20 protein-coding genes and 1 pseudogene are annotated in these 26,118 nt (G+C 67.3%); 5 read left to right on the forward strand and 16 right to left on the reverse strand.

Annotated elements, in window-relative coordinates; translation table 11 throughout:
• Nucleotides 1–11: 11 nt before the first annotated feature.
• The gene (locus MSG_RS17090; protein WP_096441396.1) at nt 12–437 is read left to right on the forward strand and encodes an isochorismatase family protein; all 426 of its coding nucleotides are present in this window, start codon (nt 12–14) and stop codon (nt 435–437) included.
• Here MSG_RS17090 and MSG_RS17095 read toward each other — a convergent pair.
• The gene (locus MSG_RS17095; RefSeq protein ID WP_096441398.1) at nt 434–895 is read right to left on the reverse strand and encodes a DUF732 domain-containing protein; all 462 of its coding nucleotides are present in this window, start codon (nt 893–895) and stop codon (nt 434–436) included. The two genes, MSG_RS17090 and MSG_RS17095, sit on opposite strands and share 4 nt — an antisense overlap.
• Before the next feature lie 181 nt (nt 896–1,076).
• Here MSG_RS17095 and MSG_RS17100 point away from each other — a divergent pair, with 181 nt between their 5' ends.
• Nucleotides 1,077–1,520: a CAP domain-containing protein gene (locus MSG_RS17100; RefSeq protein ID WP_308737754.1), complete on the forward strand. Its 444-nt coding sequence runs from the start codon at nt 1,077–1,079 to the stop codon at nt 1,518–1,520.
• Between the two features lie 367 nt (nt 1,521–1,887).
• On the opposite strand, the gene MSG_RS17110 is transcribed toward MSG_RS17100, so the two are convergent.
• Nucleotides 1,888–3,312 carry a glycosyltransferase gene (locus MSG_RS17110; protein WP_096441402.1) on the reverse strand — a complete coding sequence of 475 codons (1,425 nt, stop codon included), beginning with the start codon at nt 3,310–3,312 and terminating at the stop codon, nt 1,888–1,890.
• Nucleotides 3,313–3,490: 178 nt separating this feature from the next.
• Here MSG_RS17110 and MSG_RS17115 point away from each other — a divergent pair.
• Both MSG_RS17115 and MSG_RS17120 read left to right on the forward strand, forming a co-directional pair.
• A pseudogene (locus MSG_RS17115) lies at nt 3,491–6,745 on the forward strand (LuxR C-terminal-related transcriptional regulator).
• A gap of 300 nt (nt 6,746–7,045) precedes the next feature.
• Complete coding sequence (locus tag MSG_RS17120; RefSeq protein WP_096441404.1) at nt 7,046–7,894, forward strand: SIR2 family NAD-dependent protein deacylase; 849 nt, start codon at nt 7,046–7,048, stop codon at nt 7,892–7,894.
• Here MSG_RS17120 and MSG_RS17125 read toward each other — a convergent pair.
• On the reverse strand, nt 7,891–9,156 hold the full coding sequence (locus tag MSG_RS17125; protein WP_096441406.1) for a cytochrome P450: 1,266 nt from the start codon (nt 9,154–9,156) through the stop codon (nt 7,891–7,893). The genes MSG_RS17120 and MSG_RS17125 overlap by 4 nt on opposite strands.
• 104 nt (nt 9,157–9,260) lie before the next feature.
• Between MSG_RS17125 and MSG_RS17130 the strand changes: the two genes are divergently transcribed.
• Nucleotides 9,261–9,905, forward strand: coding sequence for a TetR/AcrR family transcriptional regulator (locus MSG_RS17130; protein ID WP_096441408.1), 645 nt, complete (start codon nt 9,261–9,263; stop codon nt 9,903–9,905).
• Here the strand turns inward: MSG_RS17130 and proB are convergent.
• From proB to MSG_RS17195, 13 genes are all read right to left on the reverse strand, one after another.
• A complete protein-coding gene (proB, locus tag MSG_RS17135) occupies nt 9,902–11,005 on the reverse strand; it encodes a glutamate 5-kinase (protein ID WP_096441410.1) in 1,104 nt (367 codons plus the stop codon). The genes MSG_RS17130 and proB overlap by 4 nt on opposite strands.
• On the reverse strand, nt 11,002–12,444 hold the full coding sequence (obgE, locus tag MSG_RS17140) for a GTPase ObgE (protein ID WP_096441413.1): 1,443 nt from the start codon (nt 12,442–12,444) through the stop codon (nt 11,002–11,004). Before obgE ends, proB begins: the two co-directional genes overlap by 4 nt.
• A gap of 43 nt (nt 12,445–12,487) precedes the next feature.
• A complete protein-coding gene (gene rpmA / locus MSG_RS17145) occupies nt 12,488–12,754 on the reverse strand; it encodes a 50S ribosomal protein L27 (RefSeq protein ID WP_096441415.1) in 267 nt (88 codons plus the stop codon).
• Between the two features lie 13 nt (nt 12,755–12,767).
• On the reverse strand, nt 12,768–13,079 hold the full coding sequence (gene rplU / locus MSG_RS17150; RefSeq protein WP_096441417.1) for a 50S ribosomal protein L21: 312 nt from the start codon (nt 13,077–13,079) through the stop codon (nt 12,768–12,770).
• Nucleotides 13,080–13,318: 239 nt separating this feature from the next.
• Entirely contained in the window at nt 13,319–16,105 is a 2,787-nt protein-coding gene (locus MSG_RS17155) for an Rne/Rng family ribonuclease (RefSeq protein ID WP_096441419.1), read from the reverse strand.
• A 317-nt stretch (nt 16,106–16,422) separates the two neighbouring features.
• Nucleotides 16,423–16,833 carry a nucleoside-diphosphate kinase gene (gene ndk, locus MSG_RS17160; protein ID WP_096441421.1) on the reverse strand — a complete coding sequence of 137 codons (411 nt, stop codon included), beginning with the start codon at nt 16,831–16,833 and terminating at the stop codon, nt 16,423–16,425.
• A 30-nt stretch (nt 16,834–16,863) separates the two neighbouring features.
• The gene (locus tag MSG_RS17165) at nt 16,864–17,256 is read right to left on the reverse strand and encodes a DUF4233 domain-containing protein (RefSeq protein WP_096441423.1); all 393 of its coding nucleotides are present in this window, start codon (nt 17,254–17,256) and stop codon (nt 16,864–16,866) included.
• Nucleotides 17,253–18,692: a bifunctional tetrahydrofolate synthase/dihydrofolate synthase gene (gene folC / locus MSG_RS17170; protein ID WP_096441425.1), complete on the reverse strand. Its 1,440-nt coding sequence runs from the start codon at nt 18,690–18,692 to the stop codon at nt 17,253–17,255. The genes MSG_RS17165 and folC overlap by 4 nt, the downstream gene beginning before the upstream one ends.
• On the reverse strand, nt 18,689–21,346 hold the full coding sequence (locus MSG_RS17175; protein WP_096441427.1) for a valine--tRNA ligase: 2,658 nt from the start codon (nt 21,344–21,346) through the stop codon (nt 18,689–18,691). The genes folC and MSG_RS17175 overlap by 4 nt, the downstream gene beginning before the upstream one ends.
• A 61-nt stretch (nt 21,347–21,407) precedes the next feature.
• Nucleotides 21,408–22,667, reverse strand: a complete 1,260-nt coding sequence (locus tag MSG_RS17180; protein ID WP_096441429.1) for a saccharopine dehydrogenase family protein — start codon at nt 22,665–22,667, stop codon at nt 21,408–21,410.
• Nucleotides 22,668–22,744: 77 nt separating this feature from the next.
• Nucleotides 22,745–23,290, reverse strand: a complete 546-nt coding sequence (locus MSG_RS17185; protein WP_096441431.1) for a transglycosylase family protein — start codon at nt 23,288–23,290, stop codon at nt 22,745–22,747.
• A gap of 1,113 nt (nt 23,291–24,403) precedes the next feature.
• Nucleotides 24,404–24,997, reverse strand: coding sequence for a molybdenum cofactor guanylyltransferase (mobA, locus tag MSG_RS17190; RefSeq protein ID WP_096441433.1), 594 nt, complete (start codon nt 24,995–24,997; stop codon nt 24,404–24,406).
• Between the two features lie 12 nt (nt 24,998–25,009).
• Nucleotides 25,010–26,104 carry a 2-oxoacid:ferredoxin oxidoreductase subunit beta gene (locus MSG_RS17195; protein WP_096441435.1) on the reverse strand — a complete coding sequence of 365 codons (1,095 nt, stop codon included), beginning with the start codon at nt 26,102–26,104 and terminating at the stop codon, nt 25,010–25,012.
• Between the last annotated feature and the right edge of the window lie 14 nt (nt 26,105–26,118).

Consider the following 26,118-nt stretch of genomic DNA (forward strand, 5'->3'; position numbering starts at 1 on the left):
ATCACCCAAGCATGAGCGATACAGCAGTGTTGGTGGTCGACATGATGAACAGTTATCAGCATCCCGACGCTGAAGCACTGATACCCAACGTCGGCAAAACCGTCGATCCGCTGCCCGATCTGATTCGCCGGGCGCGCGAATCAGACGACGTAGACCTGATTTATGTCAACGACAACTACGGCGACTTCACCGCCCAATTCGCCGACATCGTCGAATCAGCATGCAACGGTGAACGTCCCGACCTGGTGGACCCCATCGTGCCGGCCGAAGGCAGCAGGCTGCTGACCAAGGTGCGCCACAGTGCGTATTATGCGACTCCCCTGGCGTATCTGCTCTGCGTGGCCCACATCGACGATGAACTCGGCGAGGCCGCGCTGAAGATGATGGAGCGCAACATGTCAGCCGAGCTGACGACCGCGGCCCACTGCCTGGGTTAGTGCATCGCAGCGGGGCCGACGCCCGGAATGGACGGCAGGCCGGGCGCCTGCAGCGGGAACGGCATGTTGCCGTTGGCGAGCGAGGTCATGAAGCCGGGGCATTCCATCTGAATCGCCATGCTGGTGACCAGCCCGGCCATGTTCGGCGAAAGCCCGTTATTTCCAGACACTTTCGAAACGATCGAGGCGAGCGTTGCGCCCGGCTTGACCAGCGATGGGCAGATCGATCTGCCGATTCCGGCAATGGCGTTGCTCACCGAACCGTTGTTGGCAACTCCTGCTCCGGTCAGGGCGGAGCTGATCGGGTCGTTGGGCGTGTCCGCGTGCGCGAGGGCAGGCAGCGTTGCCCCGGCGGCGGCGACGCCCGCCGCAACGGCCAGTGGGCGAAGCGCCGCTGAAGCCGCATTGATGACGTCTGCCCAGGTCGTGGAAAATCGGTACGTCATCAGTGCAGGCATGCATTGCTCCTCGGGGCTCGCGAAAGTGCACGACCGTGCACCCCTCTCACTTCGGCGCCGGTGATCGATTCGTTACGCGGGGGATCGGCGAGCCTCATGGTCAAAAATGCGTAACGTTTGGGTGCCGAATGCAGAACAGTATGGTGTGGCAAGAGGCAACTTGACGTGAAAAGTCCAGGTCATCGCGGTCTGTGCCGCGCTCATCACGACTCTCGACGCCGGTGCCGGTCCGACGGCGCGCGCCGACGACCTGGGCACCGCGATGTACAACGGCGTCACCGCGCTTCGCCCGGCATGCGGCGCGATTGGCGACGACCCACGGTTGGCAGCGGCGGCGCAGCGGCACGCCAACGACATGCTGCGCAACGGCCTAAACGGCCACGTCGGCTCGGACGGCTCCTCGCCGCGGGCGCGGATCACCGAAGCGGGCTACCGAGCCCACGCGAACGGGGAGATCGTCTTCTGGAGCACCGGATCCGCCGCGACCGCGAATTCGATACTCGACATGTGGATGGGCAGTCCGCCACACCGGGCCATCATCCTCAACTGCGCGTTCAACTCGGTCGGTTTCGCCACCGCTTCGGATGGCGTCAGAATGACTGCCGTCGGCGACTTCGCGAGCTGAACCCAAGCCAGGTCAACGTCACTCGGCCCCAGTAATTCGGCTTGCGGTCAAATCGTTTGTGCCCGATAGGTATTGAACGTTCACCACTCATCACGGACGGAACCCAGCTTTCGGCCAGACCGTGAATATCGCGGCGCGGGTACAAAAGCCTGTCTACATCGCAGGAGATACACATCACCGGTCCCGTGATCAGTGCACCCGGCGTCGCCGCCATTCTTCAGAAGGAAGCGAGCCGGCCGATCCGGAAGGAGGCGGCGCTGCGCGGCATCGCCGACAATATGGTGGTGTACGAGATTCCATAAGTCGCACGCCGCTGATTTTTGCTCTGCCACAAATATTTCGGGGCTACTTGACGGCGACTGTCGTCTCAAGTCGTTCCCGTCGAGTCTCTGCTTTCGGATGATGCCGGTGACGCTGTCGCGGTCCATGCCGTCGGTGCATGGAAGTCCACGGTGTCTGCTGAATGGTGTGAAGACGTCGCGGTGGTGCGGCCGTCGTGAGCGGGCGGGATGGAACCGTTTCCGGCGCGTTGTCGTTCGACGATGTCGATCAGGGCACCCAAACCGTTGTATTCGCGCATCTCGTCGGCGATGCGGCGGCTGGCCTGCCGGTAGCAGGATTCGCGAAGGACGGTGAGGATGGCCCGCCGCAGGGCTTTGGGGGTTGGTCGTTCGGTCCGCAGGCGCAGACCACTTCCGGACCACGCGACCCGCGCGCCCACTTCGGGTTTGTCCTCCTTGCCGCCGGTGGCGACGATCGGGACTCCGTAGCGCAGGGCGTAATGAACTCCGCCGTATCCGCCGTTGGTGACGAAAACGTCGGTGCGGGCTAGTAATTCGTCGTAGGGCAGGTATTCCGCGGCGCGCGCGTTGGCGGGCAACGGTGGCAGGGTGTCCAGCGGGCGCCCGCCTGTCGTCACCGCGATCCGCACATCGTCGTCCGCGAGCGCCTCGAGAGCCGGCTTGATCACTTGCTCGTAGTTTTTGTTTGCGACCGTTCCTTGCGTGACGTGGATGACCGGGCGCGAGCCGTCGAGGTCGCCCCACCAATCCGGCAGCGGCGCCTGCGAGCCGGTGGCGCCCAGCGGGCCGACGAAATGTAGCGAGGCCGGCGCGTCTGACCGAGGATATTCGAACGACGGTACCGTGAATTGAGCGATCGCATCGGCCCAGCTGTACCAGTTGAGGACGTGGCCCGGCATGGGTTGACCGTGCACGGCACGGTGGAGCCGATCCAGGGCGTCATCTGCGCGGGCCCAGACCCGGCGGTTCAATGCCGCCAAGACGGCATTGCGTGGACGGTTGAACAGCCGTGCCGGCGGAAAACCCATCCCGAACGGTGCGGTGTCGGCGCTGGGCATCCCGAGCGGGATGACGCCGCACATGACGACAAGCGGGCGGGTCGGACGGCGATGTGCGAGCAAGAACATCGCGCCGAAGAACGCCGGTTCGGCCAGTACAACGTCTGCCGGTTGCGCCGAGTGGGCAGCCATGAGCGCCTCGTACTGCGGCCTCGCCGGGTTCGCGCCGATGTGCTCCACATCGAAGGCGACCGCCCGCAAGCCCTTCAACCGGGCACGTTCGGGGAACGTCGCCTCCAGATCGTCGACGTCGAAGTCGGCGTCCGGCGGCAACGCGATGTGTGTTGCGCCGGTCGCCCGGACTCGATCGGCGAAGGCCGCTCCGGTGATGAACCGCACGTCATCGCCGCGCTCGACGAATCCCTTCGCCACGGTGAGCAGCGGCGTGACATGACCGTGGACGGGACTCGAGGCGATGATGATCGACAACATCGCTCGAGGGTGCCGCCGCCCGGGTTGCTGACCATCGGTCAAACGACGTAGATCACGCATGTCCGGGTCGTACGTCGCGGCGCAATCTACGACTAAGTGCTGATGTTTCTGGGCCGGTGGGGGGTCGAAGCTGGCTAGCATGAGCGAAATTGATCCGCCGAACTGGAGCGATCTGGGTGTGAGTGAGCTGTTGCCGACGGGCACGGTGACGCTGCTGCTCGCTGACGTCGAGGGCTCGACCCGGCTGTGGCAGATCGCACCCGACGAGATGACCGCTGCTATCGCGAAACTCGATCGCACGCTGGCTGAGCTGGTCGCCACCCATCACGGGGTGCGCCCGGTCGAGCAGGGCGAAGGTGACAGCTTCGTGGTGGCGTTCGCCAGGGCATCTGATGCAGTCGCGTTCGCGTTGGCGCTGCAGTTGGCGCCGCTGGCCCCGCTGCGGCTGCGCGTCGGGCTGCACACCGGGGAGGTGCAACTGCGAGATGAGGGCAACTATGTGGGCCCGGCCATCAACCGGACCGGGCGGCTGCGGAGCCTGGCCCACGGCGGGCAAACGGTACTGTCGGCCATCACCGGCGATTTGGTGGTCGATCAGCTTCCCGCCGACGCGTGGCTGGCCGACCTGGGCAGCCACCGCGTTCGTGACCTGCCTCGCCCCGAACACGTCATGCAGCTGTGTCATCCTGACCTGCCGTCCGAATTCCCGGAGTTACGAAGCACCGAAGCCGTTGCGGTGCAGCATCTCCCGGTTCAGCTGACGAGCTTCGTCGGGCGCGCAGGGCAGCTGGCCGAAGTGCGAGGGTTGCTCGGCGCGGATCGGCTCGTGACCCTGACGGGGGCGGGCGGCATCGGTAAGACTCGGCTGGCCCTGCAGGTGGCGGGCGAGGCGGCAGCGGAGTTCGACGGCGCGTGGTGTGTCGAGCTGGCGCCGGTCACCGATGCAGCAGTCGTGGCGGTCACCGCCGCACGTGCCCTGGGTCTGCCCGACCAGCCTGGTCGGTCGGCCACGGATTCCGTGGTGCGTTTAATCAGCGACCGACGCGTGCTGATCGTGCTGGATAACTGTGAGCACGTTCTCGACGCGGCAGCGGAGCTGACCGCGACGCTGCTGCGCGCGTGCACGGCCATGACGGTGCTGGCGACCAGCCGAGAACCGCTCGGGATCCCCGGTGAAGTGACCTGGCGGGTGCCGCCGCTGTCACTGGCCGATGAGGCCATCGACCTGTTCACCGAACGGGCCCGACGGGTGGTTCCCGACTTCACCATCACCGGTGACACCGCTGACACAGTCGCCGAGATCTGCCAGCGACTTGACGGCATGCCATTGGCGCTGGAGTTGGCCGCCGCGCGCGTTCGGGCCCTGTCGCCGGCCGACATCCTCGATAGCCTGCACGACCGGTTCCGGCTGTTGACCGGTGGTGCGCGCACCGCGGTGCGCCGCCAGCAGACGTTGCGCGCATCCGTCGACTGGTCACACGCGCTGCTCACCGAACCCGAACGCGTGGTGTTTCATCGGTTGGCGGTCTTCCTGGGCGGTTTCGACCTGGACGCCGCCCGCGCCGTCGCCGGCGACGCACCGGTGCAACGCCATCAGGTGTTGGACCTGCTGACGCTGCTGATCGACAAGTCCCTGGTTGTGGCCGAAAACGCCGGCGGCCGAACGCGATACCGACTGATGGAAACGGTGCGTCAGTATGCGCTGGAAAAGCTCGGCGAGTCCGGCGAGGCCGATCACGTCCGTGATCGCCACCGCGACCATTACACGGGGCTGGTGGCCGACCTGGACGAGCCGGATCCATCGGCCCACGGGGGGATTCGACCCGAGCAGGTCGAGGCCGAGTTCGACAATCTGCGGGCCGCGTTCGGGTGGAGCCGTGACCACAACGACGTCGAGCGCGCGGCGCGGCTGGCGTCGTCGCTGCAACCGCTGTGGCTGTCGGGCGGGCGCATCGTCGAGGGGCTGTCCTGGTTTGGCGCCCTCATCGCCCAGTTGCAGGGCGATGCCGCGACGGTAACGCCGGAGGTGCAGGCGCGCGCGCTCGCCGACATCGCACTGCTGACCGCGGTACTCGACAGCCCGGATTCATTCGAGCAGGCGAGGCAATCGCTGGCCATCGCACGAGAACTGGGCGAGCCGGCGTTGATTGCTCGGTCCCTGTTGGCGTGCGGCGCCGCTGCCGTCTACTACGCGGACACGGCGCGCGGCTACCTCACCGAAGCGATCGATCTGGCCCGGGAGGCCGGCGACAAGAGGCGATTGAGCCAATGCCTGTGGTTTCTGGCCAAAACCGCAGCCGCCGCCGGTGAACCACGCGCAGGGTTCGCGGCCGGTATCGAAGGACACCAGGTCGCCGAGGAGATCGGCGACCGAATCGTCTCTTTCATGTGCCGCTTCTGGGGCGTCGGCACCCCCTTGTGGCACCAGGGAAAGTTCGTCGAGGCTGTCGACCAGTTCCGTGCCCTGGCCAGCGAGGCCGAGGCCGCCCACGATCCCTACGGACAACTCGCGGCGCTGTCCCACCTGTCCTACACCTTGGCATACATGGGTGACACGCACGCCGCGCGCGAAGCCGCGACGGCTGCCGCCACGTTGGGCGCCGAGTTCGGCGGCTTCGTCGAAGGCATCGGATACGCGCCCTTGGCGAGGGCGGCGCTTGCCGCGGGCGACGTCGCCGCGGCCACGGACGCCAGCTAGATAGCGCGCCAGCGTTTCCTCGAACAGCCCGTGCCGGCCGCCGGCGTCAACCCGCTCGCCGAAGTCGCCCTCACCCACGGCGATCTGGCGATGGCCCGACGGTATGCCGACGAGGCCGTGCCCTTGTTGGGAGGCGTCGGTCGGGCGGTGGCGCTGGTCGCACGGGCCCGGGTGACCATCGCACAGGACGACTCCGAGCAAGCCGAACGCGACGCGCACGAGGCGCTGGCCGTGGCCGTCGCCGTCGACGCCCACATCGCAACGCCGGATGCCCTGGAATGCCTTGCCGCGGTGGCAAATGCCGCTACCAGCCACCGGCAAGCGGCCCGATTGCTCGGCGCCGCCGGCGCGCTACGACAGTCTATGAGAATCGTACGGTTCAAGGTGTACGACGCAAGCCATCAAATGATGATTACATCTCTCCGAGACGGCTTGGGCGACAGCGAGTTTGAGACCGCCTGGGCCGAGGGCGCGGGGTTGACTCTCGAGGCGGCGATCGCCTACGCACGGCGCGGGCGAGGGGAACGCAAACGGCCGGCCACCGGGTGGGGATCGTTGACGCCGGCTGAACTTGACGTCACGGAACTCGTCCGGCAGGGCCTTCCCAACAAAGACATCGCCACACGACTGTTCATCTCGCCGCGCACCGTGGCGACCCATCTCACCCACGTCTACACCAAACTGGGTCTCACCTCCCGGGTGCAGCTCGCCCAAGAAGCGGCCCGCCGCGGCTGACCCACGGCCACGGCCCTTGGCCCGAATCGACGGGGGACGTCGCCCCGACATATGTTCGCGGCGAACCGTTTCGGCTACACCCGTACTTGTCGAACAAGTAACCCGAATCGCCGGAGCTGATGACGCATGACGCCGCCGGTTTCCGAGCGCTGGCCAGCCGCCGGATCTATCGTGTCTTGGACCGTGGACGCCGGGAGGCTGAAAATGGATGGGACGCCCCTACGACGAGAAACTGAAGTATGAACGCACCGGCGACTAGTACCGCGGGACTCTGTCGGTGAGACCCGTACGCTTGAATAGGTGACCACTCGCTGCGCCGAATTGCCGGAGCTGCTCGCGCTGCTGGCCGATCGCCGGATCGCGGTGCTGACCGGCGCCGGAATGTCGACCGATTCCGGCATCCCCGACTACCGCGGCCCGGACTCGCCGCCCAGCAACCCGATGACCATCCGGCAGTTCACCTCGGATCCGGTATTCCGGCAACGATATTGGGCGCGCAACCATGTCGGCTGGCGGCACATGGACGACACCCTGCCGAATGCCGGCCATCGCGCGCTGGCCGCCCTCGAGGATGCCGGCGTAGTGATCGGCGTGATCACCCAGAACGTCGACCTGCTGCATACCAAGGCCGGCAGCCGAAACGTCATCAACCTGCACGGCACCTACGCACAGGTGGCCTGCCTGGGCTGCGGGCACACCATGAGCCGCGCCGCGCTGGCGGAGCAACTCGAGGCGCTCAACCCGGGATTCATCGAGTGCGCCGAGGCGATCGGCGGCCTTGCGGTGGCTCCCGACGCCGACGCCGTCGTCGCCGACACCGCGTCCTTCCGATACCTCGACTGCCCGCGCTGCGCCGGCACGCTCAAGCCCGACATCGTCTACTTCGGCGAAAGCGTCCCCAAAGCGACTGTGGCCGAGGCCTATTCATTGGTCGATGACGCCCAGGCGCTTTTGGTCGCGGGGTCGTCGCTGACGGTGTTCTCCGGCTATCGGTTCGTGCGCCACGCCGCAGCACTCGGCATCCCGGTCGCGATCGTCAACCGCGGACGCACCCGCGGCGACGAGTTGGCCACGGTGAAGGTCGACGGCGGCTGCTCGGAGCTGCTGACGCTGCTTGCCACCGAACTGACGGCGCCCGCGTTGCGCTAGAACGTGGAGGGCATGGCGCCAACGGCGTGCACGAAATTGCCCGCTACATACGCCGGTTCGCCGGCCCGAATGTCAGGCAGCTGGCGCAGCAGCTCCCCGAAGATCGCGCGCAGCTGTGCGCGCGCCACGTGCGCGCCGAGGCAGAAATGCAGTCCCCCGCCGCCGAACCCGACATGCGGATTGGGGCTGCGACTCAGGTCGAATCGCTCCGGGTGGTCGAACGCCTCGGTGTCCCAATTGCCGGATGCGTAGAACATCACCACCTTGTCTCCCGCGGTGATGGTCTGGCCACCCAGCTCGTAATCCCTTGTCGCGGTGCGGCGGAACGTCATCACCGGCGTGGCCCAGCGAATGAACTCCTCGACGGCGGTGCCGATGCGATTGTCGAAATCCTCTAGTAGCCATGCTCTTTGATCGGGGAAGTCGGTGAGCGCCTTCATCGCGTGACTGATCGTCTGGCGCGTGGTGTCGTTGCCCGCCACCGACAGCAGCACGAAGAACGCCGCGACCTCAGCATCGGTCAGGCGGTCGCCGTCCACCTCGGCGTGCACCAGGCGGCTGATCAAATCGTCCCCGGGCTGCTCGCGACGTTCCGCGGCAAGCGTGCCGACGACCTGGTGCAGGTAGATCTGTTGCTCGAAGATGACATCCAGCGCGGGCCGCCCCTGTAGGAAATCCGGATCCGCCCATGACACGAGGGCGTCGGTGGCGTGCGCCATGCGCTCCCGCTCGGAATCGGGGATGCCCACCATGTCCGAGAGTGTGCGGATCGGCAGCTCCTTGGCGCAGAGGTCGACGAAATCCGCACCGCTGCCGGCCGCACGGAGCTCGTCGACGATCGCCCTGGAGTTAGCCCGGATCGACTCCTCGATGCGACGTACCTGCCTGGGACTGAGCGCGGCATGGGCGAGCTTGCGCAGCTTGGTATGCCGCGGCGGGTCCATCGCCAGAAACGACTGCGAGGCCTCGAGCAGCTCCACCGGAATGCTCTCGAACATCACGCCCTGCCCGGAGATGAATGTCTCGTTGTCGCGGCTGACCGTGACGATGTCGTCGCGCCGGGTGACCGCCCAATAGCCCGGATCGCTGGGATCCGGCATCAGCGACTCTTCGACCGGCGGGTGCCAGCTCACCGGCCGTTCAGCGCGCAACTCGGTGAATGAGCGTTCCCGGTCGGCCGCCGTCGTGGACCAGAACGCCCGGGAGGACAGGTCGATCGGGTCGTACGCGCGGTGCCTGCCCGAGGTTTCGGTCGTCGTCATCGTTGGCCCTTCGTCACCCTTGACCGCCAGTCAAAACTGTGACCGACAGTATGCCTAGACAGTATGTCTAGTCAATATGTCAAAAGTTCGGTTATGCTCGGACGATGCCGTCCGTCACCCGCAAGCCGCTGGCCAAGCGGGAGAACGCGCGGCAGCAGCGGCGCGAGCAAATGGAGCGCCGGTTGCTCGACGCCACCGAGCGGCTGATGCGCGACGGCGCCAGTTTCACCGAGCTCAGCGTGGACCGGCTGTCGACCGAGGCCGGGATTTCGCGGGCCAGCTTCTACATCTACTTCGAGGACAAGGGTCATCTGCTGCGCCGGCTTGCCGGCCAGGTGTTCGCCGACCTGGCCGACAGCGCGGATCGCTGGTGGAAGGTGGCGGGGCGCCGCGATCCCGACGACGTCCGCGCGGCGATGACGAGTCTGGTCGCCAACTATCGGCGCCACCAACCGGTGCTCGTCGCGCTCAACGAGATGGCCGCCTACGACCCGGTCGTCGGCGCGACCTACCGCAACCTGTTGACGGCGATCACCGGCCGGTTGACCCGCGTCATCGAGGACGGCCAGGCCGACGGCTCCGTCCGCGCCGAACTCGCCGCAGCCACCACCGCCAGCGCGTTGACCTGGATGGTGGAACGAACCTGCCAGCAGAACCTGCCCGCCGAGCCGGTCTCCTACGATGCCGAGCTGGCCGCGACCCTGGCCGAAATCATCTGGAACACACTGTATCTGAAGACCGCGTCCTAGACGGCGACTAAGTCGTCGGCATGCACCGCGGGCCGGCGCAACTCATCCGGCAATTCGGAGGTGGACCGGCCCATGACGGCGGCGAGCTCCGTCGCATCGTAGGCCACCACGCCGCGGGCGACGACGACGGCGTCCGGCCCGCGCAGTTCCACCACATCGCCCCCATGGAACTGCCCCGAAACCGCGGTGATACCCGCGGCCAGCAGCGAACGGCGTTGCTGCACAACGGCACGCACGGCACCGTCGTCGAGGGTCAGCGACCCGGCCGAATCGGCGGCATGGCGCAGCCAGAATCGCCGGGCCGACATCCGTTGCGGCCGAGCGGCAAACACCGTCCCCACCGAGGCCTCGGCCAGTGCCGTCGCAGCATCGGCGGCGGCGGCCAGCAGCACCGGCACCCCGGCATCGGCGGCCAGCAGCGCCGACGACATCTTGGATGCCATTCCGCCGGTCCCCAGCGCGCTGCCGGGCCCGGCGACGACACCGGCCAGATCCGACGTCCCCGTCACCTCGGGAATGAAACGCGCCCCCTTGGCTTTTCGCGGGTCGGCGTCGTACAGCCCGTCGATGTCGGAGAGCAGCACCAACGCCTCGGCTCCTACCAGGTGGGCCACCAGCGCCGATAGGCGATCGTTGTCGCCGAACCGTATTTCGTTGGTGGCCACCGTGTCGTTCTCGTTGACGATTGCCACCGCATGCAGCGCGCGCAACCGGTCCAGCGTGCGCTGGGCGTTGGTGTGCTGGGCCCGCATCGAAATGTCCTGGGCGCTCAGCAGCACCTGACCGACGGTGCGGCCGTAACGGGAGAAGGCTGCGCTCCACGCATTGACCAGCGCGACCTGCCCGACGCTTGCCGCCGCCTGCTTGGTCGCCAAATCCTTTGGGCGACGGTTCAACCCGAGTGGTTCGATGCCGGCGGCGATCGCACCCGACGACACGATCACGACGTCGGTGCCAGCCTTCATCCGCGACTCGATCGCGTCGGCCAGCCCGGCCAGCCGCCCGGCGTCGAATACCCCGGCCGCCGTGGTCAGTGCGTTGGTTCCGACCTTGACGACCAGGCTGCGAGCGGTGCGGATTGCAGCACGATGGGTGCTCACGGCTCGCCACCGTGCTCGCGGCGCCGACGCCGGGCCTGCTTGCGCTCGGCCGCGCCGACGCGATCGGTCTGCTCCAGCCGGACATCGGTGCCCCGGCCCGTCAGCGTGACCTGCTGTCCCGCAGGCGTTTGCGGCTCCCAGTCGAAGGTCATCTCGCCGATGGTCACGGCGCACCCGGGCTGCGCACCCAGCCGCAGCAGTTCCTCCTCGACACCGAGACGCGCCAGCCGGTCGGCGAGATACCCGACCGCCTCGTCGTTGTCGAAGTTGGTCTGCCCGATCCAGCGCTCGGGGCGCGCGCCTTTGACCAGAAAACCGCCCTGTCCGTCGGGTTCGACGGTGAATCCGCTCTCGTCCACCGGCACCGGACGAATCACGGGCCGTCGCGCCACCACGGGTGGGCGCGCGGCGTTGTAGGAATCGATCATCTGCCACAGGCCAAAAATGAACGGCTGCAATCCTTCCCGGGTCACGGTCGACACCAGGAACACCGGCCAGCCGCGTTCGGCGATCTCGCCACGGACGAATTCGGCCAGCTCACGAGCCTCGGGTACGTCGATTTTGTTGAGCACCACCGCGCGGGGCCGCTCGGCCAGATCGCCTAGCGTCGCATCGCCCTGCAACGTCGGCGTGTACGCGGCGAGTTCGGCTTCCAGCGCGTCGATGTCGGAGATCGGGTCACGGCTCGGGTCCATGGTTGCGCAGTCGACCACGTGCACCAACACCGCGCACCGCTCGATATGCCGCAGGAAGTCGAGGCCCAGCCCGCGACCCGCCGATGCACCGGGGATCAGGCCGGGCACGTCGGCCACGGTGAAGGTGTGCTCGCCGGCCGAGACCACACCGAGGTTGGGCACCAGGGTGGTGAAGGGATAGTCGGCGACCTTCGGTTTGGCCGCCGATATCACCGACACCAGTGAGGACTTGCCGGCGGAGGGAAACCCCACCAGGCCGGCGTCGGCGACGGTCTTGAGCTCGAGGGTCAGGTCGCGGGCCTGCCCGGGCTCGCCGAGCAGCGCGAAGCCGGGCGCCTTACGGGCCCGCGAGGCGAGCGCGGCGTTGCCCAGTCCGCCACGGCCGCCGGCGGCGGCTTCGAACCGGGTGCCCGCGCCGACCAGGTCGGCCAGCAGCCGGCCGTTGTCGTCCAGCACGACCGTGCCGTCGGGAACCTTGACCTCCAGGTCCGCCCCGGCGGCGCCGTCGCGGTTGCTGCCCATCCCCTGCTTGCCGTTCGGCGCGGTGACGTGGGGTCGGAAATGAAAGTCCAACAGGGTGTGCACGGCGGGGTCGACGACGAAGACGATGCTGCCGCCGCGGCCGCCATTACCGCCGTCGGGGCCGCCGAGCGGCTTGAATTTCTCGCGATGGACCGACGCACAGCCGTTGCCGCCGGAGCCCGCCTGTGCGTGGATGACGACGCGATCGACAAACCGAGGCATCCGGGGTCCTCTCAGCTACCCGCATGCACGGGGCGCAGCGACCTCAGTCGGTGGTTTGACCGGCCGCGACGATGCTGATGGTCTTGCGGCCGCGCTTGACGCCGAACTCGACGGCGCCCGTCTCCTTCGCAAACAGCGTGTCGTCGCCGCCGCGCCCGACGTTGGCGCCGGGGTGGAACTTGGTGCCGCGCTGCCGGACCAGGATCTCGCCGGCCTTGACGACCTGGCCGCCGAACCGCTTGACCCCCAGCCGCTGAGCCGCCGAATCGCGCCCGTTGCGCGAGCTGGAAGCGCCCTTCTTGTGTGCCATTGTGTCGCCTCCGCTACTTGATCCCGGTGACCTTCAGGACCGTCAGCTGCTGACGATGTCCCTGACGCTTGTGGTAGCCGGTCTTGTTCTTGAACTTGTGGATACGGATCTTGGGTCCCTTGGTGTGTTCGAGAACCTCGCCGGTCACGGCCACCTTGGCCAGGGCCTTGGCGTCGGTGGTCACGTTGGCGCCGTCGACGACCAGTGCGACCGGCAGCGACACCTTGGCACCCGGTTCCGAGTCGAGCTTCTCGACCTTGACCACGTCCCCGACGGCGACCTTGTACTGCTTGCCGCCCGTCTTGACGATTGCGTAGGTCGCCATCGCTGCTCCTGCTCTTTCTCACGTCTTCCACGCGCATGCCAGTCGCGATGCGTGTGGTGGGTCTGGGGTGCGGGCCTGCGCCGGTTCCCCGGGAGTCCCGCTGTCGCCGGCCACAGTCTGGTTGCTCGGCGTGACGACAACTGTCCAAGGGTACGTGACCAGCGGCTAGAGGGTCAAACCGGCGTGTTGACTCCTACGACATCGGTGCCGCCGCACGTCACGGGCACCCGGCCAGCTGGTCAGTCGGCGTGGATCGGGGGCCCGGCCGGCCGGCCGGCGGCGCGGCGCCGACGTGGACGCCCGAACCCGCCGTTGACCGCGCCGTCGTCGGAGTCTTCGACGGAGTCGGAATCCTCGACGTCCAGATCCTCGTCCTCGATGTCGAGATCCTCGTCGTCATCGTCGAGGTCCTCGTCGTCATCGTCGAGGTCCTCGTCGTCCAGGTCGTCGTCCTCGTCGTCCTCGTCGCCATCATCGTCGTCGTCGCCATCATCGTCGTCGTCCGAGTGGTCTTCGTCGACGTCCTCGGGGCCGACGTCGGTGTCCTCGACGTCGGTATCCTCCACGTCGGCCGGACCCCGTGCCTCGGCCCGCTCGTCATCGGCTTCCGCCTCGGATTCACCGTCGGCGATCTCGGTCACCGTGGCCGAACCCGCAGCCATCGCCTTGAACATCGGATGCTCGCCGGGAGCGTGCGTCGGCACCTTGGCCACCGGCGGCTCCTCGCCCCGGCTCTTCTTGGACCGCTTGCCGCGCCGACCGCCGGATTCGGACTTGCCACGCCCACTGGCCGGCGCCGAATCGACAGGGTCGGCATGCAGCAGGATGCCGCGACCGGCGCAGTGCGGGCACGACGTCGAGAACGCCTCGATGAGTCCGGTACCCAGCCGCTTGCGGGTCAGCTGCACCAGGCCCAGCGATGTCACCTCCGATACCTGATGGCGGGTGCGGTCACGGGCCAACGCCTCGGTCAGTCTGCGCAGCACCAGATCCCGGTTGGACTCGAGCACCATGTCGATGAAGTCGATGACCACGATGCCGCCGATGTCACGCAGCCGCAGTTGCCGGACGATCTCCTCGGCGGCCTCCAGGTTGTTCTTGGTGACCGTCTGCTCCAAGTTGCCGCCCGACCCGGTGAATTTGCCGGTGTTGACGTCGACCACCGTCATCGCTTCGGTCCGGTCGATCACCAGCGTCCCGCCCGACGGCAGCCACACCTTGCGCTCCATCGCCTTGGCCAGTTGCTCGTCGATGCGGTGCACCGCGAATACATCAGGCCCCGGCTGATCGTCCGGCCCGGTCGCGGGCTCATACTTGGTGAGTTTCGAAACAAGTTCGGGCGCAACCGAATTCACGTACTCGTTGATGGTGTTCCAGGCTTCGTCGCCCGATACGACGAGTCCGGCGAAGTCCTCGTTGAACAGGTCGCGAATCACCTTGACCAACACGTCGGGCTCTTCGTACAACGCGACTGCGGCGCCGGCGGCCTTGCCCTTGACATCGGCGGCCTTAGCCTCGATCTGTTCCCAGCGCTCCTGCAGGCGGGTGACGTCGTGGCGGATGTCGTCTTCCTTGACACCCTCGGACGCGGTGCGGATGATCACGCCGGCATTCGACGGCACCACATCGCGCAGGATCTCCTTGAGCCGCTGACGCTCGGTGTCGGGCAGCTTGCGGCTGATCCCGGTCGACGAGGCGCCCGGCACGTAGACCAGATAGCGCCCCGCCAAGGACACCTGGGTGGTCAGCCGCGCGCCCTTGTGCCCGACCGGGTCCTTGCTGACCTGGACGACGACGTAGTCGCCGGGCTTGAGGGCCTTTTCGATCTTGCGCTCGGAGCCGCCCAATCCGGCGGCGTCCCAGTTGACCTCGCCGGCGTACAGCACACCGTTGCGGCCGCGACCGATGTCGACGAACGCCGCCTCCATCGAGGGCAGCACGTTCTGCACGATCCCGAGGTAGATGTTGCCCACCAGGGACGCCGAGCCGGCCGACGTGACGAAGTGTTCGACGACGATGCCGTCCTCGAGGACCGCGATCTGCGTGTACCGCGCGCCCGGGTGCGGCGGTTCGGTGCGGACCCGGTCGCGGACGACCATCATCCGCTCGACGGCTTCCCGGCGCGCCAGGAACTCCGCCTCGGTCAATACGGGCGGGCGGCGCCTTCCGGCGTCGCGCCCGTCGCGGCGTCGCTGCCGCTTGGCCTCCAGCCGCGTCGAGCCGTCGATGCCCTTGATCTCGGCGTTGCTCGAGCCGTTGGAGCCCTTGTCATCCGACCCGGACTTACCGCGGGGCGCCCGCTCGTGCACGACGGTGTTCGGCGGGTCATCCGGCGACGGCGACTCGTCGTTGTCGTCTGCCGAGCCCGACTTCCGGCGCCGCCGCCTGCGGCGGCGGCGGTTGCCCCCGTCCGCCGAGCCGTTGTCGTCGTCGCTGTCGCCGTCGTCGGAGTCGTCCGAATCCTCGTCATCGGCGTCTTCGGCATCCGCGGCGCCGCGCCGGTCCGAATCGCTGTCGTCGTCGCCCTGCCCGTCGGATCCGCCCTGCTCACCGCGACCGCGGCCGCGCCCCCGCCGGCCCCGGCGCCGCCGCCGGCTTGCGGGCCGGTCGACCTGGTCGTCCTCCTCGTCGTCGTCGGAGTCGCCGCCCGAAGCGTCGAAATCGACCCCGCTCGCCTCTGCCGCCTCCACCGGTTGCGGCGCGACGAACAACGGCATGTAGTGCGGCCGCTCGGCCGAAGCGTCCGACGTGCCCCCGACCTCGTTGCCGGCCGCCACGTTCACGGCGTTGACCAGGTCCTCGGGCGGTCGGGCCGAGAGCAGGTCGCGCACCCTGATGGCTTCTTCGTAGTCCACCCCGGAATGCGCGCTTCGAATGCGCCCGTCGAGCGCGGCGAGCGCGTCGACCACGCGCTTGCTGGTAGTTCCCAGCGCCCGCGCCAGCGAGTGGACTCTCAGCCGATCCGGCAGGTCATCCTGCTGGACAGGTTCTTGTGATGATTCTGAAGTTGGGCCACCGTCTATCACGTATTCTCCTCAAGCCCCCGGGCGCGTCATTGCGACGCGGCCACGCGAGGGCTTCGCTATGTGCTCGGGTCACTATCTCCCGGGCTTGTGATGGTCTCGCCCCGAATGGCTCATCTGGAGCTCACTCGGCGCCGTGCTGAATGTCGGCCTGACATGCCGCGCAACATCGAGAGCTGGCGATGGTCGCGCTTGTCTAAGTCTTCATTCGGGTGTCTGAAGCCGGTCCGGCGACGTTCACCCGCAGTCAGTATCCCACATCACTACGGCGGTCTACGCGAACCTGAACCAGAATCCGCCAATCGCGGGGCTCGGCCCGGCTAGACGCCGGGAAACCACAGCGCGATTTCGCGCTTGGCCGAGTCGGTCGAGTCCGAGCCGTGCACGAGGTTGAACTGCGTCTCCAACCCGAAATCACCGCGGATGGTGCCGGGTGTGGCCTTCTCTACCGGGTCGGTGCCGCCGGCGAGCTGCCGAAACGCCGCGACCGCTCGCGGGCCCTCCACGATTGCTGCCACCACCGGCCCAGAGGTGATGAACTCGATCAACGCCTCGAAAAACGGTTTGCCGTCGTGCTCGGCGTAGTGCTGGGCGGCCAGCTCGCGGCTCACGCCGCGCAGCTCCAACGCGGCAATGGTGAGGCCCTTGCGCTCGATGCGGCTGATGACCTCGCCCACCAGCCGGCGCGCGACGCCGTCGGGCTTGACCAATACCAGCGTCCGTTCCGTCACGGCGCACAGCGTACTTCAACCGCACGCCGATCAGCTGGGTGGTGCGGGCCCGTCGTCCTCTCGCCGCCGCACCTCGGCACGGAAATAGGCGATCAGGGCCCACAACCCGGTGAACAGCACACCGATGAATCCCACGCCCGGATACAGGGCAAAGCCTGCCAACAGGATCACCTGCACGCCCAGGTTGACCCAGATCGCCCAGGGCCGTCCCTGCAGTCCCGCCAGTGAAACCAGCAGCACCGCCAGCCCGATCAGGTAGCCCAGCGACACCGGGTTCAGGCCGCCACCGACCGCGCCCACCACCGGTATCGCCAGCAGCACCACGATCGCCTCCAACAGCAGCGTCGCGGCCATCACGCCTCGAAAGCTCCGCCACGGATCCGGGCGGGCGACGTTGTCCGGGCTGTCGGGTCGCTCGGTCATTGCGGGTCCCGACCGAACAGGGTGCGGGCCGCGCCGGCGGTGACGACCGAGCCGGTGACCACGATCCCGGTGCCGGAGAACGACTCGGCTTCGCCCGCCACCGTCGCCTCGTCCACCAGCGCCGTCGCGACGTCGATGGCGTCGCGCAGGTTCTCCGCCGTCGCCACCCGGTCGGGCCCGAAGCGCTGCTGAGCCGCCAGCGCCAGGGACTCGACGTCCAGCGCCCGCGGCGACCCGTTGTGGGTGACCACGACCGAGCTGAAGGCCGGCTCCAGCGCGGCCAGTATGCCGTCCACGTCCTTGTCCGCCATCACGCCGATCACCCCGACCAGGAATCGGAAGTCGAACTCGTCGGTCAGCGTCTGGGCCAAGGCGGCCGCGCCCGCGGGATTGTGCGCCGCATCGATGAACACCGTTGGGGCACTGCGCATTCGTTCCAATCGGCCGGGGCTGGCGACACCGGCGAAACCGGCGCGGACGGCATCGACGTCGAGTTGACGCTGCGCACCGGCGCCGAAGAACGCCTCCACGGCGGCCAGTGCCACCACCGCGTTGTGCGCCTGATGTTCACCGTGCAGCGGTAAGAAGATGTCGGAGTACACCCCGCCGAGGCCCTGTAGCTGCAGCACCTGGCCGCCGATGGCGACCTGCCTGCCCAGCACCGCGAACTCCGAGTCCTCCCTGGCCACCGCGGCGTCAGCCCGAACCGATTGGGCCAGCAGGACTTCCATGGCCTCGGGGACCTGCTTGGCGATCACGGCGACGGTGTCGGGTGCACCGTCGGGGGCCTTGGTGATGATTCCCGCCTTTTCGCCGGCGATCCCGGCGATGTCGTCGCCGAGATATTCGACGTGATCGATCCCGATTGGGGTGATCACCGCGACCGGCGCGTTGACGACGTTGGTGGCATCCCAGCTTCCGCCCATGCCGACCTCGACCACCGCGACTTCGACGGGCGCATCGGCGAACGCCGCGAAGGCCATCGCGGTGAGCACCTCGAACTTACTCAGCGCCGGGCCGCCGGTGGCCTGCGACTGGGCGTCGATCATCTGCACGAACGGTTCGATCTCGCGGTAGGTGTCGACGTATTGCGCTGGGCTGATTGGCTTTCCGTCGATCGCGATGCGTTCGGTGGCCGATTGTAGATGCGGGCTGGTGGTGCGGCCGGTGCGCCGGTGCAGCGCGGTCAGCAGCGCATCGATCATCCGCGCCACCGAGGTCTTGCCGTTGGTGCCCGCCACGTGGATCGACGGATAGCCGAGTTGCGGCGAGCCGAGCAGGTCCAGCAACGCGCTGATGCGGGTCAGGCTCGGCTCGATCTTGGTCTCCGGCCAGCGCTGGTCGAGCAGGTGCTCGACCTGCCACAGCGACGCGATTTCGTCCGGCGTGGGAACCGTGCTGGTGTCCGATTCCCAGTCGGGCGGCTCGAAAGTCATTGCAGCCCGGCCAGCCTGGCGGTGATCCGGTCGGTCTCCTCCTGCGCCACCCGCTGGCGGTCCCGGATCTTGGTGACCACCTGATCCGGCGCCTTGGCCAGGAAGTCCGCGTTGGACAGCTTGGCTGCGGTGGACGCCAACTCCTTTTGCGCCGCCGCCAGGTCCTTTTCGAGGCGGCGGCGCTCGGCGGCGACGTCGATGGTGCCCGAGGTATCAAGCTCGACGACGAGGGTGCGGTCCATGTTGGGGCCCAGCCGGACCTCGACCGACGCCGACGCGCGGAAATCCGGGCCGGGCGCGGTCAGCCACGCCAGCGACGTGACCGCGGCCACCTGAGTGTTCAGATCGGCGTCCTCGACACCGGCCAGGCGGGCGGGCACCTTCTGCCGATCGGCCAGACCCTGATCGCTGCGGAACCGGCGCACCTCGGTGACCAGCCTCTGCATATCGGTAATCCGTTGGGTGGCAACCGGATCCGGGGTTATTCCGGACGGCCTGGGCCAGTCGGCGATCACCAGCGATTCCTCGTCGGTCAGCGCCTGCCACAACGCCTCGGTGATGAACGGGATCACCGGGTGCAGGAGCCGCAGCAGGGTATCCAGGGCGGCGGCCAACACGGCGGTGGTGTGGGTGAGCCCGTCGGCCAGCTGCGTCTTGGCCAACTCGACATACCAGTCGCAGAATTCGTCCCAGGCGAAGTGATAGAGCGACTCGCAGGCCCGGCTGAACTCATAGCTGTCGAAAGCCGAATCGACTTCGGCGCGAACCTGTTCCAGTCGTCCCAGAATCCAGCGGTCGGCGTCGGTCAACTCGGTAGGCGAGGGCAACGGAGCCGGCCGCGCACCGTTGAGCAACGCGAATCGGGTGGCGTTGAACAGCTTGGTACCGAAGTTCCGGGATGCGCGGACGTGATCCTCACCGACGGACAGGTCGCCGCCGGGGCTGGCGCCGCGGGCAAGCGTGAACCGCAGGGCGTCGGCCCCGAAGTTCTCCACCCAGTCCAGCGGGTCGATGCCGTTGCCCTTGGATTTGCTCATCTTGCGGCCGAACTCATCACGAATCAGCCCATGCAAGAAGACGTCTGTGAACGGCACCTGGGGTCCGCGACGACCGTCGAGCGTGATGGCTTCGTCGCCGGCGACGAATGTGCCGAACATCATCATCCGCGCCACCCAGAAGAACAGGATGTCGTATCCAGTCACCAAAACGCTTATCGGATAGAACTTTTCCAGTTCAGGTGTCCGCGACGGCCAGCCCAGCGTGGAGAATGGCCACAACCCGGACGAAAACCAGGTGTCCAGCACGTCGGTGTCCTGCACCCAGCCCTCCGGCGGCGTCTCGTCCGGGCCGACGCAGACCTGTTCGCCGTTGGGCCCGTACCAGATCGGGATGCGGTGGCCCCACCAAAGCTGCCGCGAGATGCACCAGTCGTGCATGTCGTCGACCCAGGCGAACCAGCGCGGCTCCAGGGTGGCGGGATGAATCACTGTGTCGCCGTTACGGACTGCGTCACCGGCGGCCTTGGCCAGCGACTCCACCCGGACCCACCACTGCAGCGACAGTCTGGGCTCGATCGGTTCGCCGCTGCGCTCCGAGTGCCCGACGCTGTGCAGATAGGGGCGTTTCTCGGCGACGAGCCGGCCCTGCGCGGCCAGCGCCTCACGCACCGCGACCCGCGCCTCGAATCGGTCCATGCCGTCGAACTGTGTTCCGGTGTCCACGATCCGGCCCCTGGTATCGAGGATCGAGATCATCGGCAGGTTGTGCCGCAGCCCGATCTCGAAGTCGTTCGGATCGTGGGCGGGCGTGACTTTGACTGCCCCGGTGCCGAACTCGGGATCCACGTGCTGGTCGGCGACGATGACGAGTCGGCGGTCGAGAAACGGGTGCGGCAGCGTCGTGCCGACCAGGTCGCGGTAGCGCTCGTCATCGGGATGGACGGCGATCGCCGTGTCGCCCAGCATGGTTTCGACCCGGGTGGTGGCGACCACGATGTGGGGTTGCGAATCGTCCATCGAGCCGTACCGGAACGAGATCAGTTCGCCTTCGACCTCGTCGTAGATCACCTCGATGTCGGACAGTGCGGTCTGAAGCTTGGGCGACCAGTTGACCAGCCGCTCGGCCCGATAGATCAGTCCGGCATCGTAGAGCCGTTTGAAGATCGTGCGCACCGCGCGCGACAGGCCCTCGTCCATGGTGAACCGGTCACGACTCCAGTCGACCCCGTCACCGAGCCGCCGCATCTGGCTGCCGATGGTGCCGCCGGACTCACGTTTCCAATCCCAGACCTTGCCGATGAACAGGTCCCGGCCGAGATCTTCTTTGGTCTTGCCGTCGACCGCGAGCTGCCGTTCCACCACGCTCTGGGTCGCGATGCCCGCATGATCGGTACCCGGCTGCCAAAGCACCTCGTAGCCCTGCATGCGCTTGCGCCGGGTCAAGGCGTCCATCATGGTGTGCTCCAGCGCGTGACCCATGTGCAGACTTCCGGTGACGTTCGGCGGCGGCAACACGATCGAGTACCCGGGCTTGGTGCTGGTCGGGTCCGCAGTGAAGTAGCCGGCGTCCACCCACTTCTGATAGATGGCGCTCTCTACCGCGGCCGGATCCCACGACTTGGGCAGGTCGGCGGCGGGGGTACGGCTGGCGGTCACCGGTCAATTCTAGGGAGCGCAATTTACCCGCGTGTAAGCACCCAAATTCGCAGGTAAAGCCCTACCCGGGGAGCCGCTCGGTCCGCAACGACACCCCGGCGGCGCCGAATCGTGCCAACAAAACGTCGCCCATCGCGGCCGCGGGGGTGAGCACTCCGCGCAGTTCGGACAGCTTGTCCCGGTCCAGCGCGAGGGCAAGGCCGCACTCCCCCAACAGCACCGAGGTGGCCTGGTAGCCCGGGTCGCCCTGCTGTTCCATGCGGGCGACGTACCGCGCGCCGTTGGACGTCGTGGTGTAGGTCTCGATGCGGTAGTAGCCGCGCTCCCGCGCGGCCGCGCTGGGACCCGTGCCGGGTTTGGGCAGCATGCGATCCAGCACGCGGCGGGGCAGCAGCCGGAAGTAGCGGCCGCCCAGCGCCATCGTCGCGGTGCCGACGCCGGCCATGGCGGCCGACGCCACCGGCGCGACGGCCGAAGACCCCAGGCTCATGTATTCGCTGTAGCGGAACCGGCGACCATAGGCCCAGTCCTGTAATGCGTTGCTGCGCCGCACTATTCGCGTGTCGATCGACCCCATGAGATATCCGGCGGTCCACAGACCGCTCAGTTCCGGTGCGATCCGACTGCCCCGCCCCCAGGGCTGGTCCGTCTGACGGCCGAGTTCGGGCTCGGCGCCGCGGTCAGGGCTCAGCGTGTAGGGGTCGGCTAGCACGCGGCGTACCTGGGCATCCCTCGACGAGGCGTCCAGCACGTCGAGCACCGAGGCGATGGTGCCGCCGGAGAACCCGCCGGACAGCGCGCGCAGCACGAAACTGGTGTCGGTCAACTCGCCCGCCCCGTCGGCGTGGGCCGCGCGGTAGAGCGCATACACCGTCATATCGGAGGGCACCGAATCGAACCCGCAGCAGTGCACGATGCGGGCGCCGGTGTCGGCGGCCTGCTTGTGATAGAGGTCGATGGCGTCGCGGATGAACATCGCCTCGCCGGTGAGGTCGGCGTAGTCGGTGCCGGCCGCGGCGCAGGCAGCCACTAGCGGCAATCCGTAGCGGTTGTAGGGCCCCACCGTCGTCACGACTACCTGGGTGCGGGCCGCCATCTCCCGCAGGGTCGACGGCTGAGCCGCGTCGGCGGCGATCACCGGCCAGGACTGTGCGCTCTCACCGAGAGTATTGCGGACGGCCAGGAGCCGCTCGGTCGAGCGGCCGGCCAGCGCAATCCGCGAGCCGCCGCCGGCTTGGGCCAGGTAGTCGGCGGTCAGCTTGCCCACGAAGCCGGTGGCCCCGTACAAGACGATGTCGAATTCACGCGGCGTTGCGGTCACCGCCCCGACGCTACCTGCCTGAGCACACAAAGAATGCCGGGCCCGAAGACCCGGCATTCTTTGTCAGATGCTGTCCGTCAGCCGCGACGGCCGCACACCGGCCAGGCGCCGATGCCCTGGGAGCGCAGCACGTTCTCGGCAACCCGGATCTGCTCTTCACGGCTGGCACCGGCCGGCGATCCCGACCCGCCGTTGGCGCGCCAGGTGCTCGGGGTGAACTGCAGCCCGCCGGAGAAGCCGTTACCGGTGCTGATCGCCCAGTTTCCGCCCGACTCGCACTGAGCGATGGCGTCCCAGTTCACGCTGTATGCCTTGACCGGCGGCGGAGCGTCCGGGGCCGGGGCACCCGGCGGCGGAGGCAGGTTCGGGTCGAAGCCCACCGGGGCGGGCGGCGGGGCGGGCGGCGCAGGCGGGGGCGGAGGAGGAGGAAGGTTCGGGTCGAAACCGGCTGGCGCGGCGCCGGGAGCCGGCGGAGCGGGGGGCGGGGGCGCGTCCGGTGCGGGCGCCGCGGGGGCAACGTTCGGGTCAATGCCCATCGGTTCCGCGCTTGCGGTTGCGGACGGCACGCTCAGCAGCGTTCCCGTGATCGCGGTCAGGACGAGCGTCTTACGGACGTTATTCAAAATGCTCCTCTCGCACTCGCGCGCGCCAAAGACAACCCACCGGGGGGTGGATTGGGGTGGTGACGATGTGGAATAGCTGCTTGGACCGTGCCGTCTCGTTCGGGCACGACAGCGGCGGGCAAGATCTACCCGGTCGGCCAACAGCCGATGGCCGCTCGCGGCAATCGCCGCCCGCAGCCCCGCTCACACGCGGATTCGTGGATTCAATTGTTTTATAAGCCTTTCGGGCTAAAAGGCACCGTACGAGACCCGATTCCATTCGTCATATCCGACACGCCGATATCTCGGTTCTATAACGAGCCGATTACGGCGCAGGGCAGAAATTATTCATGCAGGTCAGCCACGCGTTTTTCGCAGGCATCCAGCCATCGCCAGATCTAGACATTTGTGACCCAAATCACAACCTATCTGTGAGTTGTCCCACCATTTGCCACGGCCCGGAACCGATATTTGGTTCACCTTCTGGAGCTCGCCCCGGTTCGGGCCACAACCGCCCATCGTGAGCTGGCACACAGCGTGCTGTTGACGTGGCGTTGGCCGTTAAATGATGGATAACCGCAGCTCAAACCCGGTTCACCACAACACTATTCGTGGCGGTGGGTACGCGTCCCCGCCTGAGAATCGCTGCGAGAACACGTGTTAGCGACTTGTAACCGATGTCGGATACCCGATGCTTTCGACTTGCGCTCTACCACAGGGGTTTTGATGTCGGGCCCCTATCGGTCGACGCACCCCGGCGCGCTTGGGGCGGACCCGGCGGCGCTGCCCCCACTCCAGGAGGGCAGACGCACCCGATTTGCGTTACGCAATTTGCTGAGGAGAAATTCGCGCGACCGGCTGAGCGCGAATTGACCAGCGCGCAGGCGAATTCCAGGACGAGATGCGCCCGGGCCCGGCATCCGAAATCCCTTCTCCCCCAACGCTATACGGCTTTGCCATGCCGTCCGAACGCGGAGTTGGTCAAGCGCCGCCTCGAGGCGTCTCGGTGAATATGGACCGCCAATAACGTTTTCGAATGCACCAACGGCCGACAGCGCAATCGTCAAGACAGAAAAAATGTAGAAGTATTGCGATTAGCAATTAGTTCAAGCTCGAGAAAACGCTGAGAGTCGCTCAGGCTCCGGGGTGCACGAGCGCGCGGAAGTCCGCCTCGGTGTTCACGTTGGTCACCGACCGTGAATCCGGCAGCACGATCTGCTGCACGTCCGAGGCATCGATCAGGGCGCTCATCTTGCGCTCCCCCGCCGCGACCAGTGCGTCGATCCGGTCGGCCAGATCGGTCCGGTACAACGAAGCTAGGTAGTGGCTGCGCCCGTCCCACGGCATCACGACTTCGGCGCCGGTCTCGGCCGCGAGGTGCACCAGATCGTCGATGAAATCCGTTGTCAGCAACGGCATGTCGACAGCGCATACAAAGGCGTACCGGGCACCCGCATCCGCGGCGGCGCGCAGCCCCCGTCCGGTTGCGGGCAAGGGGCCCATCCCTTGGATCTCGTCACGCAGCACGCGCGCGTGCACGGCGGGCACCGGCTGCCCGGTGGCGGCGACGACGAAGACCGGGTCGCAACGCTGAGCGACGACGCCGACCACATACTCGGTCAGCGTGCCGACGCCGCCGGGGCCCGGCAGGGTGGCCTTGTCGCGACCCATCCGCCGCGACTCGCCGCCGACGAGCACTACTCCTGCAAGTGACAGTGTGTCGGGCACCCGCGCAGCTCCCTAGTCGACGGTCCAGGTGTCGCGGCCGCGCAGCAGCGATTGCAGCGCGACGGCGTCGAACGGGGTTGACGTCCGGGCGGCCTCGACCTGAGAGCGCGCCGCATCGTCGTAAGTCGGTCGGCTCACGCTCCGGAAAATGCCCAGGACCGTGTGGTCGAGGTTCTGATCGGACAAGCGCGACAACGCGAACGCGTAGGCGGAATCATCGACGTGGGCGTCGTGCACGACGATCTCGCTGGCCGCCACGTCGGCGGTCTTGGCCACCTCAAGACCGAAGCCGGACTTCACCACGCAGTATTCGCCGTTGGCGCCGAACACAATTGGCGCGCCGTGCCGGATGTTGATCACCCGGTCTTCGGCGCCCTCCTTGCGCAGCGCGTCGAACGATCCGTCGTTGAAGATCGGGCAGTCCTGCATGATCTCAACCACGGCGGCGCCACGATGTTCGGCGGCACCGCGCAACACCTCGGTCAGGCCGGCACGGTCGGAGTCCAGCGCACGCCCGACAAAGGTCGCCTCGGCGCCCAGCGCCAACGAGGTCGGGTTGAACGGGTGGTCCAGCGAGCCCATCGGCGTCGACTTGGTGATCTTGCCGACCTCGGAGGTCGGCGAGTACTGACCCTTGGTCAGCCCGTAGATGCGGTTGTTGAACAGCAGGATCGTGATGTTGACATTGCGGCGCAGCGCGTGGATCAGGTGGTTTCCGCCGATCGACAGGGCGTCGCCGTCACCGGTGACCACCCACACCGACAGGTCCTCACGGGCCAGCGCCAGGCCGGTCGCGATGGCCGGCGCGCGGCCGTGGATCGAGTGGAAGCCGTAGGTCTCCAGGTAGTACGGGAACCGGCTGGAGCAGCCGATACCGCTGATGAACACGATGTTCTCGCGGCGCAGCCCCAGGTCGGACAGGAAGTTGCGGATGGTGTTGAGGATGACGTAGTCACCGCAGCCCGGGCACCAGCGGACCTCTTGGTCACTGGTGAAGTCCTTCCCCTTCTGCGGCTGATCCGTGGTTGGCACCCCGAAGTTCTTCGTCAACTTCGGCGTCAACCCGAGGTCGGTCCCCGCCAGTTCGCTGCCGATCACGTCAGTCATGAGCGCCGCCCCCC

The sequence above is a fragment of the Mycobacterium shigaense genome (assembly GCF_002356315.1).
Lineage (GTDB): Bacteria > Actinomycetota > Actinomycetes > Mycobacteriales > Mycobacteriaceae > Mycobacterium > Mycobacterium shigaense.

Bases quoted from the DNA above. Each gene is read 5' to 3' on its own strand.
- MSG_RS17090 (WP_096441396.1), top strand. From the start codon at position 12: ATGAGCGATACAGCAGTGTTGGTGGTCGACATGATGAACAGTTATCAG.
- MSG_RS17095 (WP_096441398.1), bottom strand. From the start codon at position 895: ATGCCTGCACTGATGACGTACCGATTTTCCACGACCTGGGCAGACGTC.
- MSG_RS17110 (WP_096441402.1), bottom strand. From the start codon at position 3,312: ATGTTGTCGATCATCATCGCCTCGAGTCCCGTCCACGGTCATGTCACG.
- MSG_RS17125 (WP_096441406.1), bottom strand. From the start codon at position 9,156: ATGACGACGACCGAAACCTCGGGCAGGCACCGCGCGTACGACCCGATC.
- MSG_RS17130 (WP_096441408.1), top strand. From the start codon at position 9,261: ATGCCGTCCGTCACCCGCAAGCCGCTGGCCAAGCGGGAGAACGCGCGG.
- obgE (WP_096441413.1), bottom strand. From the start codon at position 12,444: ATGCCTCGGTTTGTCGATCGCGTCGTCATCCACGCACAGGCGGGCTCC.
- rpmA (WP_096441415.1), bottom strand. From the start codon at position 12,754: ATGGCACACAAGAAGGGCGCTTCCAGCTCGCGCAACGGGCGCGATTCG.
- rplU (WP_096441417.1), bottom strand. From the start codon at position 13,079: ATGGCGACCTACGCAATCGTCAAGACGGGCGGCAAGCAGTACAAGGTC.
- MSG_RS17165 (WP_096441423.1), bottom strand. From the start codon at position 17,256: ATGACCGAGCGACCCGACAGCCCGGACAACGTCGCCCGCCCGGATCCG.
- folC (WP_096441425.1), bottom strand. From the start codon at position 18,692: ATGACTTTCGAGCCGCCCGACTGGGAATCGGACACCAGCACGGTTCCC.
- MSG_RS17195 (WP_096441435.1), bottom strand. From the start codon at position 26,104: ATGACTGACGTGATCGGCAGCGAACTGGCGGGGACCGACCTCGGGTTG.